Annotated in this window: 16 protein-coding genes and 1 rRNA gene; 3 read left to right on the top strand and 14 right to left on the bottom strand. The window is 74.1% G+C overall.

Annotated elements, in window-relative coordinates; translation table 11 throughout:
* Nucleotides 1–85, bottom strand: a 16S ribosomal RNA gene (locus ACFCZN_RS12795); the annotation flags it as partial.
* Between the two features lie 528 nt (nucleotides 86–613).
* Between ACFCZN_RS12795 and ACFCZN_RS12790 the strand changes: the two genes are divergently transcribed.
* The gene (locus ACFCZN_RS12790; RefSeq protein WP_430557030.1) at nucleotides 614–1222 is read left to right on the top strand and encodes a GNAT family N-acetyltransferase; all 609 of its coding nucleotides are present in this window, start codon (nucleotides 614–616) and stop codon (nucleotides 1220–1222) included.
* 64 nt (nucleotides 1223–1286) lie between these two features.
* Here ACFCZN_RS12790 and ACFCZN_RS12785 read toward each other — a convergent pair whose 3' ends face one another.
* The 6 genes from ACFCZN_RS12785 to ACFCZN_RS12760 form a co-directional block, all read right to left on the bottom strand.
* The gene (locus tag ACFCZN_RS12785) at nucleotides 1287–2264 is read right to left on the bottom strand and encodes a sugar phosphate isomerase/epimerase family protein (protein ID WP_430557029.1); all 978 of its coding nucleotides are present in this window, start codon (nucleotides 2262–2264) and stop codon (nucleotides 1287–1289) included.
* A 79-nt stretch (nucleotides 2265–2343) separates the two neighbouring features.
* Nucleotides 2344–3345 carry a sugar phosphate isomerase/epimerase family protein gene (locus tag ACFCZN_RS12780; protein WP_429766845.1) on the bottom strand — a complete coding sequence of 334 codons (1002 nt, stop codon included), beginning with the start codon at nucleotides 3343–3345 and terminating at the stop codon, nucleotides 2344–2346.
* A gap of 58 nt (nucleotides 3346–3403) precedes the next feature.
* Nucleotides 3404–4597 (bottom strand): Gfo/Idh/MocA family protein, encoded by a 1194-nt coding sequence (locus ACFCZN_RS12775; RefSeq protein WP_430557028.1) that lies wholly within the window; start codon nucleotides 4595–4597, stop codon nucleotides 3404–3406.
* Between the two features lie 67 nt (nucleotides 4598–4664).
* A complete protein-coding gene (locus ACFCZN_RS12770) occupies nucleotides 4665–5726 on the bottom strand; it encodes a substrate-binding domain-containing protein (protein WP_429766848.1) in 1062 nt (353 codons plus the stop codon).
* Between the two features lie 103 nt (nucleotides 5727–5829).
* Nucleotides 5830–6834 carry an ABC transporter permease gene (locus ACFCZN_RS12765; RefSeq protein WP_430557027.1) on the bottom strand — a complete coding sequence of 335 codons (1005 nt, stop codon included), beginning with the start codon at nucleotides 6832–6834 and terminating at the stop codon, nucleotides 5830–5832.
* Nucleotides 6831–8384: a sugar ABC transporter ATP-binding protein gene (locus ACFCZN_RS12760; protein ID WP_429766851.1), complete on the bottom strand. Its 1554-nt coding sequence runs from the start codon at nucleotides 8382–8384 to the stop codon at nucleotides 6831–6833. The genes ACFCZN_RS12765 and ACFCZN_RS12760 overlap by 4 nt, the downstream gene beginning before the upstream one ends.
* 77 nt (nucleotides 8385–8461) lie before the next feature.
* Between ACFCZN_RS12760 and ACFCZN_RS12755 the strand changes: the two genes are divergently transcribed.
* Nucleotides 8462–9643 carry an ROK family transcriptional regulator gene (locus tag ACFCZN_RS12755; protein WP_429766852.1) on the top strand — a complete coding sequence of 394 codons (1182 nt, stop codon included), beginning with the start codon at nucleotides 8462–8464 and terminating at the stop codon, nucleotides 9641–9643.
* Nucleotides 9644–9817: 174 nt separating this feature from the next.
* On the opposite strand, the gene ACFCZN_RS12750 is transcribed toward ACFCZN_RS12755, so the two are convergent.
* Nucleotides 9818–10924: a hypothetical protein gene (locus tag ACFCZN_RS12750; protein ID WP_430557026.1), complete on the bottom strand. Its 1107-nt coding sequence runs from the start codon at nucleotides 10922–10924 to the stop codon at nucleotides 9818–9820.
* Between the two features lie 22 nt (nucleotides 10925–10946).
* On the bottom strand, nucleotides 10947–13340 hold the full coding sequence (gene ligA / locus ACFCZN_RS12745; RefSeq protein WP_430557025.1) for an NAD-dependent DNA ligase LigA: 2394 nt from the start codon (nucleotides 13338–13340) through the stop codon (nucleotides 10947–10949).
* A gap of 144 nt (nucleotides 13341–13484) precedes the next feature.
* On the opposite strand from ligA, the gene ACFCZN_RS12740 reads away from it, so the two are divergent.
* Entirely contained in the window at nucleotides 13485–14972 is a 1488-nt protein-coding gene (locus tag ACFCZN_RS12740) for a flavin-containing monooxygenase (protein ID WP_430557024.1), read from the top strand.
* A 45-nt stretch (nucleotides 14973–15017) separates the two neighbouring features.
* On the opposite strand, the gene ACFCZN_RS12735 is transcribed toward ACFCZN_RS12740, so the two are convergent.
* From ACFCZN_RS12735 to ACFCZN_RS12715, 5 genes are read right to left on the bottom strand one after another with little or no spacing between them, the layout of a single operon-like run.
* Nucleotides 15018–16247 (bottom strand): hypothetical protein, encoded by a 1230-nt coding sequence (locus ACFCZN_RS12735; RefSeq protein ID WP_429766859.1) that lies wholly within the window; start codon nucleotides 16245–16247, stop codon nucleotides 15018–15020.
* The gene (locus ACFCZN_RS12730; RefSeq protein WP_429766861.1) at nucleotides 16244–16861 is read right to left on the bottom strand and encodes a GTP-binding protein; all 618 of its coding nucleotides are present in this window, start codon (nucleotides 16859–16861) and stop codon (nucleotides 16244–16246) included. The genes ACFCZN_RS12735 and ACFCZN_RS12730 overlap by 4 nt, the downstream gene beginning before the upstream one ends.
* Nucleotides 16842–17192, bottom strand: a complete 351-nt coding sequence (locus tag ACFCZN_RS12725) for a DUF742 domain-containing protein (RefSeq protein ID WP_429766862.1) — start codon at nucleotides 17190–17192, stop codon at nucleotides 16842–16844. The genes ACFCZN_RS12730 and ACFCZN_RS12725 overlap by 20 nt, the downstream gene beginning before the upstream one ends.
* The gene (locus ACFCZN_RS12720; protein WP_429766864.1) at nucleotides 17189–17650 is read right to left on the bottom strand and encodes a roadblock/LC7 domain-containing protein; all 462 of its coding nucleotides are present in this window, start codon (nucleotides 17648–17650) and stop codon (nucleotides 17189–17191) included. The genes ACFCZN_RS12725 and ACFCZN_RS12720 overlap by 4 nt, the downstream gene beginning before the upstream one ends.
* Complete coding sequence (locus ACFCZN_RS12715) at nucleotides 17647–19023, bottom strand: ATP-binding protein (RefSeq protein WP_430557023.1); 1377 nt, start codon at nucleotides 19021–19023, stop codon at nucleotides 17647–17649. The genes ACFCZN_RS12720 and ACFCZN_RS12715 overlap by 4 nt, the downstream gene beginning before the upstream one ends.
* Nucleotides 19024–19038 lie beyond the last annotated feature (15 nt).

Raw genomic sequence — 19038 nt, 5'->3', positions numbered from 1 at the left:
GCAAGCTGGGACTTCACCGTTCGACTTGCATGTGTTAAGCACGCCGCCAGCGTTCGTCCTGAGCCAGGATCAAACTCTCCGTAAAAGAAGAGAAACACCACGAACCCCCGAAAGAGCCCGCAGCATTCAACGATACTGGCCAGACCAAGCTGAACTGCTCAGTCCGATCCAAAGGAACCACAAAGGGTTCAAAAATTTGGCATTGACTATCAAACACACTGTTGAGTTCTCAAACAACCGACGCACACCGCAGAACCAGAACCACTCTCAGTTCCGACCCCGCCGGGGCAACCCCTCAAACTTACCAGACTTTTTCGGCCGTTCCGACCGCCCGTTTCCAGTCGATCGAACTGCCCGAAGTCGTCGGAAAGCCCCCACACCGGTGCTCGGGGCGCACGAATGCGACCTGATCCTCGATGTGAGTTCCAGCCCCGGTCGGCCACCTGAGCTCCGGTCTCCCGGATCGTGCTCCTTGGTGTCCGTCTCCCTGTCGGGCTGACGTCGTAGAACATTACACGCTCCGGAGCGCGCGGCCAACTCCGTCCGCGGTGACGCGGGGCACACCCCACCCCGCCCTCGGACGAGGGCTGGGGACCGGGTCCAGAATCGTGCCGTGAGCACCCCGCAGACCGCCCCTCAGCCCCCGGCGTCCGTCGTCGTCCGGCCCGCACGTCCCGACGAGAGCGCCCACGTCGCGTGGCTCGCCGCGCTCACGTTCCCGCTGGCGTGCCCGCCCGGGACCTCCGTGGCCACGATGGCCGCTCACGTGGCCACCCACCTGTCCCCTTCCGCCGTCCGCGGGTGGGTCCGGTCCGACGCGCACGCTCTCCTGGTCGCCGTCGACGAGGAGCTCGACGCGCGCGCCGACGGTCCGACGGCTCCCCTCGGCTACGCGCTCGTGTCCCTCGGCGAGCCCTCCGGCGACGAGGAGCAGTGCGTGCTCCGCTCCGTCGTCGGGACCGCCCCGTACGTCGAGCTCTCCAAGATCTACGTGCACCCGGACGCGCTCGGCAGCGGGGTCGCGGCGCGGCTGCTCGACGCGGCCGTCTCGGCCGCCACAGAGCTCGGCGGCGACGCGCCCGTGTGGCTGGGCACCAACGCGCAGAACGCCCGGGCGCAGTCCTTCTACCGCAAGCACGGCTTCGAGGTCGCCGGCACGCGGACCTACGACGTCGGCGGCGTGCGGCACGACGACGTCGTCATGATCCGTCGACCGGCCTGACCGCGCGCGACACGGCGGGCGGGGCGACTCGTGCGCCTTCCCGCCGGCCGCGCTCCCGCCGTCCTCAGCCCCGCAGCGCGAGGATCGCGTCGGCGCTGCGCTCCGCGTTGCCGAAGGAGTCGACGGGGAACGGCGGCTCGGCGACCGTCGACGCGTTGTCCTGCTCCCAGATGCCGTGCTGGCGTCCGGACCCGTTCAGCGCGCCGAGGAACGCCTGGTAGTCGAGGTCGCCCACCCCGAACTCGACGATGTCGTAGCCGTTCGACGACTGCGGGTTCACGCGCCCGTCCTTGAGGTGGAACATCGGGTAGCGGTCCCGGTGGGCCAGCACGTACTCCACCGGCTCGAACCCCGGGTAGAGGTGTCGGCCGACGAACGCCCAGAACACGTCCATCTCGAGGAAGACGGCCGCCGGGTCCGTGTTCTCCAGGAAGACGTCGTACAGCCGCGTCGCAGGGTCGTCGGTCGCGAAGCCGAACTCGTGCTGGTGGTTGTGCTGGTAGAACTTCAGCCCGCGCGCCGCGGCCGCCGCGCCGAACCCGTTGAACTGCTCCGCGGCGTCGAGGTAGCCGCCCACGGTGCGGTCGCTCGTCGGCGCGTTCGCCGTGCCGACGTGCCCCGTGCCGAGGGTCTCGGCGATGTCGAGCTCGGCCTCCATGTTCCGGGCGAAGTCGGTGATGCCTCGGTGCGACCCCACGGCGACGAGGCCGTTGTCGTCCAGCAGCGTGCGGATCTCGGCCGGCGTGATCGCCCCGACCGCGCCCTGCGTGTACCCGGCGAACTCCACCTCCCGGTAGCCGAGCGTCGAGAGCCGCTCGAAGACCGCCCGGAACCCGAGCGCGTTGACCTTGTCCCGGATCGAGTACAGCTGGATCCCCAGCTTGCCCGGCGGGACGAGCCGGCGTCCTCCGCCGGCCGCGAGCGCCGACGAGGCCGTCGCCGCGCCCAGGCCCACGGACGTGACGGTCGCGGCACCCACCGCGACGGTGGAGCCCGCCAGGCGCAGGAACGTCCGGCGGTCGAGCTCGGGACGACCGGTCATGCTGATCCCCTTCGATCAGGACGCCGGACCACCCGGCGCCACGCCGCCGCGAGCCGTCACGAGCTGCGGGAGGTCGGTCTCAGCGCTGCGAGAACGCCGCGTCGAAGGCGGCCTCCGGGGCGTCGAACGCGAGCCGACGCACCAGCTCCAGTGCCTCGGGGGCGCCGACCAGGCGGTCCATGCCGGCGTCCTCCCACTCGATCGAGATCGGCCCCGCGTACCCGATCGTGTTGAGCATCCGGAACGCGTCCTCCCACGGCACGTCGCCGTGGCCCGTGGAGATGAAGTCCCACCCGCGCCGCGGGTCCGCCCACGGCAGGTGGGACGACAGGCGCCCGTTGCGGCCGTTGCCCATCCGCTTCTTCGTGTCCTTGCAGTCCACGTGGTAGATCCGGTCCTTGAAGTCCCAGAGGAAGCTCACCGGGTCGAGGTCCTGCCACACCATGTGCGACGGGTCCCAGTTGAGGCCGAACGCCTCGCGGTGCCCGATCGCCTCCAGCGTGCGCACGGTGGTCCAGTAGTCGTAGGCGATCTCGCTCGGGTGCACCTCGTGCGCGAACCGCACGCCCACCTCGTCGAAGACGTCGAGGATCGGGTTCCACCGGTCGGCGAAGTCCTGGTAGCCCGCCTCGACCATCGCCTCCGTGGCCGGCGGGAACATCGCCACGTACTTCCAGATCGACGACCCCGTGAACCCGACGACGGTGTCCACGCCGAGCCGCGCCGCCAGGCGCGCGGTGTGCTTCATCTCCTCCGCCGCGCGCTGCCGCACCCCCTCCGGGTCGCCGTCGCCCCACACGACGTCCGGCAGGATGTCGCGGTGCCGCTCGTCGATCGGGTCGTCGCAGACGGCCTGGCCCTTGAGGTGGTTGGAGATGGCGTACACCTTCAGCCCGTGCCGCTCCAGCAGATCGAGGCGGGACTGCACGTACGCGTCGTCGTCCCACCGCCACGGGTCCAGGTGGTCGCCCCAGCAGGCGAGCTCGAGGCCGTCGTAGCCCCAGCCCGAGGCGAGCCGGGCCACCTCCTCCAGGGGCAGGTCGGCCCACTGGCCCGTGAACAGGGTGATCGGTCGTGCCATGGTGCGGTTCTCCTCGTCGAGATCGGCGGTGCAGGTGCAGGCGTCGGGCGGGGCGTGGTCAGCCGGGCAGGTCGACCCAGGTGTGGCCGGCGTCGGAGCTGCGCTCGACGGCGTCGAGCACGCGCTGCACGGCGAGGCCGTCGGCGAACGACGGCGTCGGCTGCTTCCCCGCCGCCAGGTCCCCGACGAGGTCCACGACCTGATGGGTGAACGCGTGCTCGTAGCCGAGCCCGTGCCCGGCGGGCCACCAGTGACCGCCGTAGGGGTGCTCCGGCTCGGTGACGACGATGCGGCGGAAGCCCGCCACCTCCGCGTCGTCCTCCGCGTCGAAGTAGTGCAGGAGGTTCATGTCCTCGAAGTCGAAGGCGAGCGAGCCACGGGTGCCGCTGACCTCGAGCCGGATGGCGTTCTTGCGCCCCCACGCGTACCGCGTGGCCTCGAAGGTCGCCGTCCCTCCGCCCGACAGCCGCCCGAAGAAGATCGCCGCGTCGTCGACGGTGACGGGACCCGTGCCCTCCCCCGCCTCCCCGGACAGGCCGGAGAACGACGCCGGGACCGGCCGCTCGCGCACGAACGTCTCGAGCATGCCCGCCACGCCGACCAGCCGCTCCCCCGTGACGAACTGCGCCAGGTCGACGACGTGCGCGCCGATGTCGCCGAGCGCCCCGGAGCCGGCCTTCGCCTTGTCGAGCCGCCACGACAGCGGCGTGGCCGGGTCGGACAGCCAGTCCTGCAGGTACTGCGCGCGCACCTGCCGCACCTCGCCGATCCGCCCCTGCTCGACCAGGCGGCGCGCGAGCTGGATCGCCGGGACGCGGCGGTAGGTGAACCCCACCGACGCGTACACCCCGCGCGCGGCCGCGGCGTCGGCCGCCCGGACCATCTCCTCCGCCTCGGCCACCGAGTTCGCGAGCGGCTTCTCGCACAGCACGTGCTTGCCCGCCTCGAGCGCCGCGACGGCGATCTCGGCGTGCGTGTCGCCCGGCGTGCAGACGTCGACGAGGTCGACGTCGTCGCGCGTCAGGAGCTCGCGCCAGTCGGTGACGGCGTCGTCCCAGCCGAGCCGGTCGGCGGCCGCCCGCACCCCGTCGGCGCTGCGGCCCGCCACGACCCGCATCCGCAGGGCGAGCGGGAGGTCGAAGAACCGCGGCGCGGTCCGCCACGCGTGCGAGTGCGCGGCCCCCATGAACGCGTACCCGACCATCCCGACGCCCAGCGTCGGCGTGCCCCCTGCCGTGGCGTGCTCGCTCATCGAGCGACCTCCGTTTCCTCGTGCGGCTGTCGTGCGTCCGTGCGTGCTCTGCGGGACCCGTCCGACCTCAGGACCGGAACCCGATGGACATGTACTGGTCGACGTTGTCCGCCGTGACCACGGGGGCGAACAGCTGGGTGGTGCGCGGGACCCCGGCCGAGACCAGGTCGCCCATGTTCTTGTCGTGCACCACCAGGCGGGCCAGCTTGATGCCGTCGGCCGCCTGCGTCGACGGGTAGACGACGGTCGCCTTCAGCACCGAGTCGTCCGCCTGGATGTGCTCCATGACGTCGAGGGAACCGGCGCCGCCGACCATGAAGAACTCGTCGCGGCCGGCGTTCTCGATCGCGGCGAGCACGCCGACGCCCTGGTCGTCGTCGTGGTTCCAGATGGCGTCGATCTTCGGCTCCGCCTGCAGCAGGTTCGACGTCGCCGTCTCCCCGCCCTGGACCGTGAAGTCGGCGGCGACCCGGCGGTCGACGTCGAGCCCGCAGTCGGACAGCGCGTCCTCGAAGCCCTTGCTGCGGTCCTGGGTGAGCGGGAGCGACTCGATGCCCTGGATCTCGGCGACGATCGCGTCCGGGTTGTCGCCGAGCTGCTCGCAGATGTAGGTGCCGGCGCTCACGCCCATGCCGTAGTTGTCGCCGAGCACCGTGGCGCGCGCGGCGAACGGGCTGGAGAACTCGCGGTCGACGTTGATGACCGGGATGCCGGCCTCCATCGCCTTGGTCGCGACCTCGGTGAGCGCGGCGCCGTCGAACGGCAGCAGCACGATGGCGTCGACCTTGTCGTTGATGAACTGCTCGATCTGGCTGATCTGGACGTTGACGTCGTTGGTCGCCTCGGCCTGCCGGAGCTCGACGTCCGAGTACTGCCCGGCGGTGTCGACCGCCGACTTGGTGATGGCGCCCATCCAGCCGTGGTCGGCGGCGGGGGCGGAGAAGCCGATGACGACCTTCTCGCCCGGCTCGTCGTTGCCCTCGGCGGCGACCTGCGGGGCGGCCGAGCCCTCGTCCTCGGGCGGCTCGTTGCTGGTGCAGCCGGCGGCGAGCAGGACGGCGGACACGGCCACCGCGGCCACCGCGGCGCTGCGCCGGGCGCGACTGTTCAGCAAGGTGCGTGCGGACATGTGATCATCCTCGATTCGGTCCGGCCGACCCGGGCGGGTGGCCCGGTGCGGGATGGTGCGGGGTGCTGCAGGGACATGCGGGGAGGGACAGGGCGGCGGCGCGTCAGGTGGACGCGGAACGCCGGGCGAAGCGCTGCTGGAGCAGGACGGCGACGACGATGATCGCGCCCTTGGCGACGTTCTGGGCGGAGATCGACAGGTTGTTGATCGTGAAGACGTTGGTCAGCATCGCGAAGATGAGGACGCCGATCACGGTGCCGACGATCGTGCCGCGACCGCCGATGAGCAGCGTGCCGCCGACGACCACGGCCGCGATCACCTCGAGCTCGTAGTACAGGCCGTTCGTGGAGGTGCCCGCCGTGGTGCGGCCCAGCATCATCACGCCCGCGATGCCGGCGGTCAGCCCGGACAGCGCGTAGATGTACAGCAGGTGCCGCTGCACCTTGATGCCCGCGAGCCGCGACGCCTCGAGGTTGCCGCCCACGGCCACCGTGCGCCGTCCGAAGGTGGTGCGGTTGAACAGGAACCACCCGGCGATGGCGACCACCGCGAAGATCCACACGAGCACCGGCACGCCGATGACGTCGGCGCGGAAGAAGTCCAGGAACCCGTCCACGCTGACGACCTGGGTCTGGCGTCCCGAGATCATCTCCGCGAGGCCGCGGGCGGCGATCATCATCGCCAGCGTCGCGATGAACGACACGACCTTGCCGTACGCGATGATCAGCCCGTTGACGACGCCCGCCGCGGTGCCGACCACGAGCGCCGTGAGCACCATGACGGTCCAGTGCACGTCCTCGGCCATCGTCTGCGTGGCGAGCGTGCTGGCCCACACGGAGGCGAGCCCGGTCAGGGACCCCACCGAGAGGTCGATCCCGCCGGCCGTGATGACGAAGGTCATCCCGATGGCGAGGACCCCGGTGACCGATGCCAGCCGGAGGATGGTCATGACGTTGTCGAGGCTGGCGAAACGCTCGCCGCCCGTGATCACGCCGACCACGGCGACGAGGACCAGGGCCACGACGAGCCCGATCGTGCGGCCTGCCGGGCCCGACAGCCACGAGGGCCGCGACGTGCCGGCGGCCGGCGACTCCACCTGGGTGCTCATGCGGTGGTTCCTTCCATGACGAGGTCGAGCACGCCGTGCTCGTCGATGTCCTGCGCGGGTGCCCGGTGCACGACGCGCCCTTCGGAGACCACGAGCACGTGGTCGGCGAGGCCGAGGACCTCGGGGATCTCGCTGGAGACGACGACCACCGCCGTCCCGGCGTCGGCGAGCCGGCGCACGAGGGAGTAGAGCTCCGACCGCGCGCCGACGTCGACGCCGCGGGTGGGCTCGTCGAGTAGCAGCACGTCGCAGCCGTGGACGAGCCACCGGCCGAGCAGGGCCTTCTGCTGGTTGCCGCCGGACAGGGTGCGGGCCGCGCGGTCGACGTCCGTGGGCCGCAGGTCGAGGGCCGCGACCTGCTCGCGCGCCGCCGCGCGCTCGGCGCGCTCGTCGAGCCAGCCGCCTCGGGCGAACCGGGCGAACGTGGAGAGGGTGACGTTCCGGTAGACGGGCTCGTCGAGGACGAGGCCCTGGCTCTTGCGCTCCTCGGGGCACAGGCCGATGCCGGCGGCCACCGCGGCGTCGACCGACCCTGCGCGGAGGGTGCGGCCGTTCACCGCCACGCTGCCCGCCGTACGCCGCCGCGCGCCGTAGAGCGTCTCGAGGATCTCCGAACGTCCCGCGCCGACGAGGCCGGCCAGACCCACGATCTCCCCGGCCCGGACCTGGAACGAGACGTCGTCGAACGTGCCCCCGAGGCCGAGCCCCTCGACGTCGAGCACCACCGGGGCGTCGTCGGGGACGCCCGGGCGCTCCGGGAACGCGTACTCGACGTTGCGCCCGGTCATGAGGCGGATGAGCTCCGCGGTGGGCGTGGTGGCCGCCGGGAGGTCGCGGCCCACCGTGCGCCCGTTCTTGAGGACCGTGATGCGGTCACCGATCTCGCGGATCTCCTCCAGGCGGTGGGAGATGTACACGACCGCGACGCCCTCCTCCGTGAGCGCGCGGACCACGCGGAAGAGGTTGCGCACCTCCCCGGCGTCGAGCACGGCGGACGGCTCGTCCATGACGATGACGCGCGCGTCGTGGGACAGGGCGCGCGCCATGGACACGACCTGCTTGCCCGCGGCCGAGAGCTGGCCGACCTCGCGGTGGGGCGCGATCTCGGGGTGGCCGAGCCGCGCCAGCAGCTCGCGCGTGCGGGCGGCGACCTCGCGCCGCTGGGTGAACCCGCCGCGGTCGAGCTCGTGGCCGAGGAACACGTTCTCCGCGACGGTCAGACCGTCGACGACGTCGAGCTCCTGGTAGATCGTCGCGACCCCGCGCTGCAGGGCCGCGACCGGGTGCGGGATCACGACCTCCTCGCCGTCCAGCACGATCCGGCCGGCGGTGGGCTGGTGCGCCCCCGCGAGGACCTTGATGAGCGTGGACTTCCCGGCGCCGTTCTGACCGAGCAGGCAGTGCACCTCGCCCGGCAGCACGTCGAGGTCCACCCCGTCGAGCGCCTTGGCGCCCGGGAAGTGCTTGACGATGCCCTCCATGCGCAGCAGAGGGGCGGGGGCGTCGCTGCCCTCCGGCGGTGCCGCGTCGTCGCGGTCCACGTCGACCATGAGTCCGAACCTAGGCCGCACTTCTGTCGATCGTCAAGCAAAAGACGGGTGTTATTCGATCGTGATTGACTACGGTCATGACGGAAGGCGCAGCGATCGGGCCTCGCACCCCCGGGGCCGGCGAGATGTTCCAGCTCCTGCGCGACGGCCGGGCCCGCACCCGAGCCGAGCTCGCGACCCTCACCGGGCAGGCCCGGTCCACCGTCGCCGGGCGGATCGACGCCCTCATGGCGGCGGGCCTCATCGCCCCCGCCGGCGAGGCCACCTCGACCGGGGGACGCCCGCCCGCCACCTTCGCGTTCAACCCGTCGTCGCAGGTGGTGCTGGGCGTCGACCTCGGCGCCACCCATGCCCGGCTCGCCGTGACCGACCTCGCGTCCACCGTGCTCGCCGAGCTCGACGCGCCCCTCGCCATCGCCGACGGGCCGGAGCCCGTGCTCGGCTGGGTCGCGGACACCGGGCGCAAGCTGCTCGAGACCGCGGGCCGCTCGCTGGGCGACCTCGCCGGCGTGGGCGTCGGGCTGCCCGGCCCCGTCGAGCACGCGACCGGGCACCCGAACAACCCGCCGATCATGCCCGGCTGGGACGACGCGGACGTGCCCGGCATCCTCCGCGGCCACTTCGACGCGCCGGCGCTCGTCGACAACGACGTGAACATCATGGCGCTCGGCGAGCACCGCATCGCCTGGCCCGACGTCCCCGACCTCATCCTCGTCAAGGTCGCCACCGGCATCGGCGCGGGCATCATCGCCGACGGCGCGCTGCGGCGCGGCGCGCAGGGCGCCGCGGGCGACGTCGGGCACATCGCCGTGCCCGGGGCGGAGGACATCGTCTGCCGCTGCGGCAACGTCGGCTGCCTCGAGGCGATCGCGAGCGCGCAGGCCCTCGCGGTCCGGCTCCGCACCGAGGGCCTGGACGTGTCCGGGCCCTCCGACGTCGTCGCGCTGGTCCGGGGCGGCGACGTGACCGCAGGCCGCGCGGTGCGCCAGGCCGGGCGCGAGATCGGCAGCGTCCTCGCGGCGACCGTCAGCCTGCTCAACCCATCCGTCATCGTGCTCGGCGGCATCCTCGCCGAGGCGGGCGAGCACCTGCTCGCCGGGATCCGCGAGGTCGTCTACCGGCGGTCCCTGCCGCTGGCCACCCAGCACCTGCGCATCGCCGTCGCGCGCACCGGCGCGCAGGCCGGCGTGCTCGGCGCCGCCGCCATGGCCGCCGACCACGCGCTGTCCCCCGAGGCCGTGGACGCGCTCACGGCCTGAGCGCGCCGCCCCTACGGTGCGCGGCACGACCTCGGCGCCCACCGGACGCCTCGCCTCTCCGATCACCCCGCCGGCCGAGGACGGGTCGGTCGACATGGGCGGCCTTGGGGCCTCGTCGGCACGGCCGTGTCCGCCGGCGCGGACGGCGTCGTCGTGCAGGCGACGACGCCATCGTCAGGCCGCGCGCTCGAGCACCGCGACGTGCAGGTCCAGCAGTGCCGCCGTGCGCTCGCTCGGGCCGCGACCGAAGCCGCACTCGGTCGCGACGCCGACGGTCCGGCCGCCCAGCACCTGCGCGGCGGCGGCGAGGCGGCGAGCGGCGCCCTCGATGCCGTCCTCGTGGTGCAGGACGCCGAGGTAGAGCTCGGTGGCCGGGTCCAGCGCGAGGTCGCCGAGCGGGGCGACGTACGCTACGTCGTCGCGGTCGATCGGGACGGGCAGGTGCACCCAGGTGATCGGGCGCGGCAGCGCCGCGACCAGCGCGTTCGCCATCTCCACCAGGTGGCCGGTGTCCGCCGGCTCGACGAAGTGCTTCTCCGCCACGTCGCCGTAGCAGAGGTGGAAACCGAGCTCGACGCCCTCCGGCACGTGCGCCGCGAACCGCGCCGCCCGGGTCGCGCACCCCTCGACGACGCCCTCGTCCCCGCCGGCGCCGGCGTCGAACCACGCCCGCGCGGCGCCGCCGCCGAGGTTCGCGCCCTCGACGAAGGCGAACTCCGTGGCGAGGTCGACCTGCACGGCGAGGTCCTCGGACGGGACCGCCGCGAGGATCTCCTCGAGCTCACGCACGAGCGCCGCCTCGTAGACCGGGTGCACGGCGGCGCGGTCGGCGGGCGCGACGAACGTCGTCACGGCCGCGAGCGGCGAGGGCAGGCAGACCTGGAACCGCGTGCCGGGCGCGATCACGCCCTCCGCGCGCAGGGCGACGAAGTCCGCGTACGAGGCGCGCGCCGCGTCCGCGTAGCCCAGCGGCCCGAAGCGCAGCCCGTCCGCCGGCACCGAGCCGTCGAGCACGTGCGGCCGCACGTCGAAGCCCGCCACGACGACGGGCTCGTCGCCCACGCGGACCAGCCCCTCGACCGCCTCGAACCGCGAGCCCTGGAACAGGATCCAGTGGAACCGCTCGCCCACCTCGCCGTCGGGGATCCGGCGGACGTGCGCGCCGAGCCGCGCCGCGACGGTGCGCAGGGTGTCCCGCGCGGAGGGCAGGTTCACGGAGCCCACGAGGTGGGCGCCGCGCAGGCTCGGGGCGGTCTGGTTCGGGGCGAGGGTGTCCGGCACCCGCGCATCGTAGCCCCGGGCGTCAGCCGTCCAGCGCCGCGGGTCCGCCCTCCAGCAGCCGGGTGAACGCGGCCTCGTCGAGGATCGGCAGGCCGAGCTCCTCCGCCTTCGCCGCCTTCGAGCCGGCGTTCTCGCCCACGACGACGTAGTCCGTCTTCTTCGAGACCGACCCCGCCGCCTTGCCGCCCGCGGCGAGGACGGCCTCCTTGGCGCCGTCGCGGCTGTACCCCTCGAGCGAGCCCGTCACCACAACCGTCAGGCCGGCGAGCGGCCCGGTCGGCCCCTCGTCCGCCTGCGCCGCCATCGCCTCCGGCCCCGGGTGGTCCGGGATCCAGGTGCGCACCCCGGCCGCCTGCCAGCGGTCGACGATCTCGCGGTGCCACTCGACGTCGAACCAGGCCAGCAGCGCGTCCGCGATGATCGGGCCCACGCCCTCGACGGCGGCGAGCTCCTCGCGCGTCGCCGCGCGGACCGCGTCGAGCGAGCCGAACCAGCCCGCGAGCGCTCGGGCCGCCACGGGCCCGACGTGCCGGATGTTGAGGCTGACGAGGATGCGCCACAGGTCCTTCGTCTTGGCGAGCTCGAGCTCGTCGAGGAGCTTGGTGGCCGCGGCCGTCGGCTCGAGCTCGGGCAGGGTCTCCCCCGCCGCCTCGGCCTCGGCGCGGCGGGCCTTGGTGTAGGTGACCTTCTTGCGGAACGGCGTCCTGCGCCGGGCCACGCCGTCGTCGTCGAGCTTGGGCAGCCCCGTCTCGGCGTCGCGCACGACGACCTCGATGGGCAGCAGCTGGTCCAGCGTGAGGTCGAACAGGCCCGCCTCGGTGCGCAGCGGCGGGACCTCGGGCACCTCGGGCTGGGTGAGCGCGGACGCCGTCACCTCGCCGAGCACCTCGACGTCCAGGCCCCCGCGCGAGCCGATGTGCTCCACCCGGCCGCGCACCTGCGCCGGGCAGGACTCGGCGTTGGGGCAGCGCAGGTCGACGTCGCCCTCCTTCATCGCCCGCAGCGGGGTGCCGCACTCGGGGCACCGCTCGGGCATGACGAACTCCTCGCGCGGGTAGCCGTCGTCGGCCAGCGCGGTGACGGGCCCGAGGATCTCGGGGATGACGTCGCCCGCCTTGCGCAGCACGACCATGTCGCCGATGCGCACGCCCTTGGCCTTCACGACGTCCCGGTTGTGCAGCGTCGCCTGCCGCACCGTGGACCCCGCCACCAGGACCGGCTCCATCACGGCGTACGGCGTCGCGCGGCCGGTGCGGCCCACGCCCACCTGGATCGCCACGAGGCGGGTGGTGACCTCCTCCGGCGGGTACTTGTAGGCGATGGCCCACCGGGGTGCGCGGCTCGTCGCGCCGAGCCGCCGCTGGTCGCCCAGCGCGTCGACCTTGACGACGATGCCGTCCAGCTCGTGCTCGATGTCGTGGCGGTGGGCGCCGAACCACTCGATCATCTCGACGACGCCGTCGATCCCCTCGACGACGCGGTTGTGCGGCGAGACCGGCAGCCCCCACCGCGCGAAGTGCTCGTACGCCTCGGACTGCCGGGCCAGCTCGGTGTGCTCCCCCGCCGTCCACTGCAGGGCGCCGATCCCGTGCACGTAGAGGCGCAGGGACTCCACGCGGGCGACCCCGGCCTCGAGCTCCATGCCCTCCTTCTTGTCGAGCAGCTGGCGCAGCCCGCCGGCCGCCGCGTTGCGCGGGTTGGCGAACTGCGGGAAGCGGCGGAGGGCGGCGACCCGGGCGCGCTCCTCGTCGAACGGGCGGGCGGACGTCGTGCGCCCGTCGTGCCGCGCGCGGGACTCGGCGACGACGCGGTCGCGCAGCTCCGCCTGCAGCGCGTTCAGCCGCTCGAACGAGGCGACGGGGATGAAGACCTCCCCGCGGACCTCGACGAGGTCGGGGTGGCCCTCGCCCGCCAGTCGTCGCGGGATGTCGGCGATCCGGAGCGCGTTCTGCGTGACGTCCTCACCGGTGCGGCCGTCGCCGCGCGTCGCCGCGCGCACCAGCCGGCCCTTCTCGTACAGCAGGGCGATCGCGAGGCCGTCGATCTTCACCTCGGACAGGTAGCCGACGCGCTCGGCGCCCAGGTCGCGGGCCACGCGGGCGTCCCACGCCCGCAGCTCGTCGACGGAGAACACGTTGTCGAGGCTGAGCATGCGCTCGACGTGCTCGACCGTCGCGAACCCGGCGGCGGCCGCGCCGCCCACCCGCTGCGTCGGCGACTCGGGAGTCTGCAGCGCCGGGTGCGCGGCCTCGATCGCCTCCAGCTCGTGCATCCGCGCGTCGTACTCGGCGTCGGACACCCGGGGGGCGTCGTCCTCGTAGTAGGCGCGCTGGTCCTCCTCGACGAGGGCGACCAGCTCGGCCCAGCGGCGCTGTGCGGTGGCCTCGTCGAGCAGGGTGTTCTCGGTGTCCGTCACGGGCCCATCTTGCCGCGTGCCGCCGACACCGGCCGGGTCGGGCACCTCGACCCGCCCGACCTGCGAGAAGGCCTGTCCCGATGCTGTCCGAACCGCTACGATTCTGGCGTTTTGGCCCCCTCTCGACCGACAGCAAGGACGCCCATGAAGATCGCCGTCGTCGGCGCCGGCTTCGCCGGCCTGGCCAGCGCCAAGGTGCTCCGCGAGTTCGGGCACGACGTCACCGTGCTCGACAAGGCCCCCGACGTCGGCGGCGTGTGGAGCGCGAGCCGCCGCTACTCGGGCCTCACCACGCAGAACAACAAGGGCTCGTACGCCTTCTCCGACCTGCCCATGCCGAAGGACTACCCCGAGTGGCCCAGCGGCCAGCAGGTGCAGGCGTACCTCGAGCGGTACGTCGACCTCCACGACCTGCGCGGCTCGCTCCGGCTGTCGACCGAGGTGGTGCGCGCCGAGCTGACCCCCGCGGAGGACGGCTGGTTCGTCACCGCGCGACGCGCGGGCGAGCCGGTCGGCGAGCCCGAGCGCTTCGACCACGTCGTGGTCGCGAACGGCATCTTCTCCGACCCGGTGATCCCGCGCTTCGAGGGCCTGGCGCAGCTGCTGCGCGCCGGCGGCAAGGTCGTCGCCTCGAGCCAGCTCACGTCCCTCGAGGACGCGCGCGGCAAGCACGTCGTCGTCGTCGGGTACGGCAAGTCCGCGTGCGACGTCGCCGCCGAGATCGCCCCGGTCGCCGCGAGCACCCAGGTCGTCGCGCGGCACCTGCTGTGGAAGCTGCCCAAGCGGCTCGGCAACGCGCTCAACTACAAGTACCTCCTGCTCACCCGGATGGGCGAGGGCCTGTTCCGCTACGAGACGCTGTCCGGCGGCATGGAGAAGTTCCTGCACGGCCCCGGCGACCGTGTGCGGAAGTCGATGCTCGCCAGCGTCGGCGCGGTGTCGGTCAAACAGTTCCACCTGGAGAAGCTCGGGCTCGTGCCGCGCGGCGAGTTCGCCGACATCGCCCGCTCCACCGTCTCGCTCGCCACCGACGGCTTCTTCGAGCAGGTGTCCGAGGGCAGGATCGACGTGCACCGCGAGTCCGAGATCGAGCGCCTCGCCGTCGACGACGACGGCGCCCCCGTCGCCGTGCTCGACGACGGCACCACGGTCCGCGCCGACCTCGTGGTGTGCGGCACCGGCTTCCACCAGCGCGTGCCGTTCCTCGACGACGACCTGCAGGCACGCCTGCTCGACGACCGCGGCAACTTCCAGCTCTACCGGCAGGTGCTGCCGCACGACGTGCCGCACCTGACCTTCGCCGGGTACAACTCGTCGCTGTTCAGCCCGCTGTCGGCCGAGGTCGCAGCGCTGTGGACCGCCGCCCACCTCGCCGACGCCGTCGACGTGCCGCCCGTCGAGGAGCGGCGCGAGCTCGTCGCGAGCCGCGTGGAATGGATGGAGAAGCGCACGGAGGGCAAGCACGCCCGCGGGACCAACGTCATCCCGTTCTCGCTGCACCAGATCGACGAGATGCTGACGGACCTCGACCTGCAGCTGCCCGCGACCACCCGCGCCGGCCAGTGGCTGCTGCCGGTGGACCCGAAGGCGTACCGGCACCTGCCCGGCCGGCTGCGCGCACGGATCGGCTGACCGCGGGCGGATCGGCCGACCCGTCAGGGTCCGCCGGTCCGCCGGTCACCGGAATCGGACGGGCAGCTCCTGCGGGTAGCGCGCCCACGCCGAGCGCACCGGCTCGACGTCGGCCGGCGCGACGGTGAGCTCCATGTCCGCGACCCGGGCGAGGAAGTGCCCCACGACGGTCCGGGTGATCAGCGGCGCCGTCCGGTGCGCCGGGCACGCGTGCGCGCCCGTCCCCCAGGTGAGGTGGAAGCGCGCGTCGACCTGCTCCCACGGGTCAGCGGCGCGGACCGCACGGTCGGCGTTGGCGGCCGCCACCGCCGGCACGACGGCGTCGCCCGCGGCGATCGCCTGACCGCCCAGCTCGCCGTCCGCGAGGGCGTAGCGCGGCCGCAGGTGCGGCAGCGGGGGCGCGTCGCGCGCCACCTCGTCCAGCGCGTCGTCGAGCGAGAGGCGGCCGCCGTGCAGGCGGGCGGCGAACGCCGGGTCGGCGAGCAGCCGCTGCAGCGTCGTGGCGATCCACGCGATCTCGGCGTCGTGCGCGGTGGCGAACACGAGCCCGACGGCGGCCATCACCTCGAGGTCGTTCTCGTGCGCGGGGTGCGCGAGCAGCGCGGACGTGAGGTCGTCGCTCGGTTCCGCGCGACGCCCGGCGACGAAGCCCGCGAGCAGGTCCTCCGCCTCGACGGACGCCGGGTGGGCGTCGTCCGCGCCGGAGCGCTGGGCGACGGTGAGCTCGTGCATCCGGCGCGCGTCCGCGAGCGTCATGCCGAGCAGGTCGGCCAGCACCCGCACCGGGACGTCGACGGCGTACTCCGCGACCATGTCCGCCGTGCCGCGGGCGGCCAGGCGGTCCAGCGCCGACGCGCACGCGACGTCCGTCGTGCGCCGCACGCGGCGGTCCTCGACGGCGTCGAGCGCGTCGGCCAGGGGCGTGCGCAGCCGCCGGTGCTCCGCGCCGTCGCGGTCGTGGGCGCCGTCGCGCGGCGCGAGGAGCGCGCGGGTCGCCGAGCGCCGACCGACCAGGCCCTCCGCCTCGTACCGCCAGTGGCGCGCGTCGCGGGAGAACATCGCCTCGTTGCGCAGGACGGCGGCGACCTCGGCGTGGCCGAGCGCGAGCCACGCCGGCACGCCCGGCTCCAGGTCGACGGGCGCGAGGGCGCCCCAGCGCGAACGCAGCGCCTCGTACCGAGCCGCCGGGTCGGGCGCGCCCGCCAGGTCGGCGAGCAGCGGCCGGTCGGCCACGTCCTCGAGCCGCACCACGCGCACCGCCCCGGTGAGGCTCATGCGGCGTCGCCTGCGCGCGCGAGGCGCACCGCGTGCGCGACGAGCGCCTGGAGCGCCTCCACGGCCTGGCGTCGCTCGCGCAGGTCCCCCGCGACGACGGGGGTGTCCGCCGGCAGGTCGAGCGCGGCGCGCACCGCGTCGGTGGTGTGCCGCGGCGCGTCCGGGAACTCGTTGACCACGATGGTCACCGGCAGCGCCGTGTGCTCCTCGAGCTGGTCCAGCACCTCGAAGCTGTCCTCCAGCCGCCGCGTGTCCACGACCACGAGGGCGCCCACCGCGCCGTCCGCCAGCCCCGCCCACAGGTCCCAGAAGCGCTTCTGCCCGGGCGTGCCGAACAGGTAGAGGGCCGTGGTGCCGCCCACGGTGACGCGCCCGAAGTCCATCGCGACCGTCGTCGTGGTCTTCTCCCCCAGCCGCGGGTCGACGCCCAGGCTGGCCGCCGTGATCGTCTCCTCCGTGCTCAGCACGGGGATCTCGCTCACCGCGCCGATGAGCGTCGTCTTGCCGACGCCGTACGCGCCCACCACGAGCACCTTGACCGACCGCTCGACGGTGGACGCGAGGTGCAGGGAGGCCGGGTCGACGGGTGGCGCCTCAGAACCGGCGGAGACCATCGAGGACCTCCTCCAGCAGGTCGACGCCCGGCAGGTCGTGGGTCGCCGGCGACCGGACCGCCAGGTAGCCGGCGTCGAGCAGGTCGGAGGCGAGGACCGCGACCAGGCTGGTGGGCAGGCGCAGGTACGCGGCGAGCTCGGCGAGGGCCAGCGTGCCGCGGCAGGTCTCGAGCAGGGCCCGCTCGTGCCGGCCCGCGCCGACGGGCAGCTCGCGGCCGTCGTCCACCGCGCACAGCAGCGTCTCCGGTCGCAGCGTGTTGCGGCTCGGGTGCGCGCGCCCGCCCGTGAGGACGTACGAGCGCACCGGGTGGTCGCGGTAGCCGTCCGTCATCGCGCCTCCCCGTCGGCGGGCACGGGGGCGGGGACGGCGGCGGGGCGCAGGACGTCCGTGCCGAGCGTCCGCTCGCCGATCATCAGCACCTGGGCCTGCATCTGCTGGGCCACGAGCCCCGGGTCGACCGCCGCGTCGGTGACGACCGCCAGCCGCGAGCCGTCGCCCGCTCCGCGCACGAAGAGGAAACCGCCGTCGAACTCGACGAGCACCTGGCGCAGCGCGTCGCCGGCGCCGAACTCCCGCCCCATGCTCATGCCGAGCGCGACGAGGCCGGCGCACGCCGCGGCGACCTTGTCGGCCGTGTCCGGGGGCGTCACGTCCGTGCGGACCTTCACCAGGCCGTCCGAGCTGAGCACGACGACGTGGCGCACGCCGCGCACCCCCGCGACGAGGTCGAGCATCCAGCTGTCCGGGTGCGCGGGCGCGGGCGTCGCATCGGTGGTCGGGGTCGTCATGAGTCCTCCGAGGTCACGTCCGGCACGGCGGACGGCTGCTGGCTGGGATGGTCGGTGGTCGGGGCGCCGTCGGCGGTGGCGTCGCGGTCGGCGGAGAAGAACGCGCCGATCCACGCGCCGGCCTCCTCCGCCGTCTGCGCCGGGACGGCCGCGGTCGGGGCGGACGGGGGCGCGGCGGGCACCGCGCGCTGGGTCCCCGTGGCGGTGCCGCGGCGCGAGCGCCGCTGCGGCAGGGCCGGGGCGCCGTCGGGTCCCCGCGTCGTGCTCTGGGCCTCGGCCGCCGCCGTCTCCGGCGTGGCCGGGGCCTGGGGGGCGGGCCCGGGCCACGGGTCGTCGACGCTCGGGGCGAGCGTGCCGGGAGCCGCGGCCGCCGCGGTGACGAGCTCGGCGGGCACCATGACCACGGCGCGCAGGCCGCCGTACACGGACTCCGTGAGATCCACCCGCAGGTCCAGGGCGCGGGCGTACGACCCGACGACCGCGAGGCCGGTCTGCGGTACCTCGCCCAGGTCGGCGATGCCCACGGGCCGCGCGCCGGACGCGACGGCGCGCACCCGCTCGAGCTCGCGGGCGGCCATCCCGACGCCGCAGTCGTCGACCTCGACGACCGCGCCCCGCTGCACCTGCCGGATCGCGACGAGCACCTGGGTGCTGGGCGGCGAGCACTGCGTCGCGTTGGCGAGCAGCTCGGCGAGGACGTGCACGACCGGCTCGACCGCACGCCCGACGACGGCCAGCCCCGGGTCGCCGGAGACCTCGACGCGCTGGAACGCCGTGATCCGCCCGGCGGCTGCGCGCACGACGTCGGGCAGGGCGAGCGGGTCGTCCCACGTCTGCCCCGGACGCCGGCCGCAGAGCGCGACGAGGTTCTGCGCCTGACGGGCGTGCTGCGCGGCGGCGTGGTCGATCCGCATGGACGTCTGCAGCACGTCGGGGTCGGCCGCGTGCCGCTGCACCATGCGCGCCGCCTCCTCCTGGATGCGGTGCGCCGACGCCTGCACCTTGCGCCCCAGGGCGACGACGGCGGTCTCGACGGCGGCGCGCTGGTCGTCGCGTGCCTCGCGGGTGCGCGCGAGCCCGGTCGTCGCGTCCTCGAGCGCCCCGGCGGCCGTCGCGAGCTCGGCCGCCAGCGCGTCGCGCTCCGCCCGCAGCGCCGCCCGGTCGCGGTCGCCGCGCGCGACGGCGCGGGACAGGGCCACGGCCGCGACGACGACGAGCAGCGCGGCGGCGCCGGACAGCGACGCCGCGCCCGCGGGCGACAGCCGGTCGCCGAGCAGCGGCACGGCCGCGAGGCAGAGGACGGCCGCGGCCGCGCAGAGCTGGGCCGGCACGCGCGTCGTCGCGCGCGCTCCGGCAGAGGTCGTCGTGCTCACCGCACCCCCGTGGGT

This window comes from Isoptericola sp. NPDC056134 (assembly GCF_042264825.1).
Lineage (GTDB): Bacteria > Actinomycetota > Actinomycetes > Actinomycetales > Cellulomonadaceae > Isoptericola > Isoptericola nanjingensis.
This window is presented reverse-complemented; position numbering and strand designations above follow the sequence as displayed.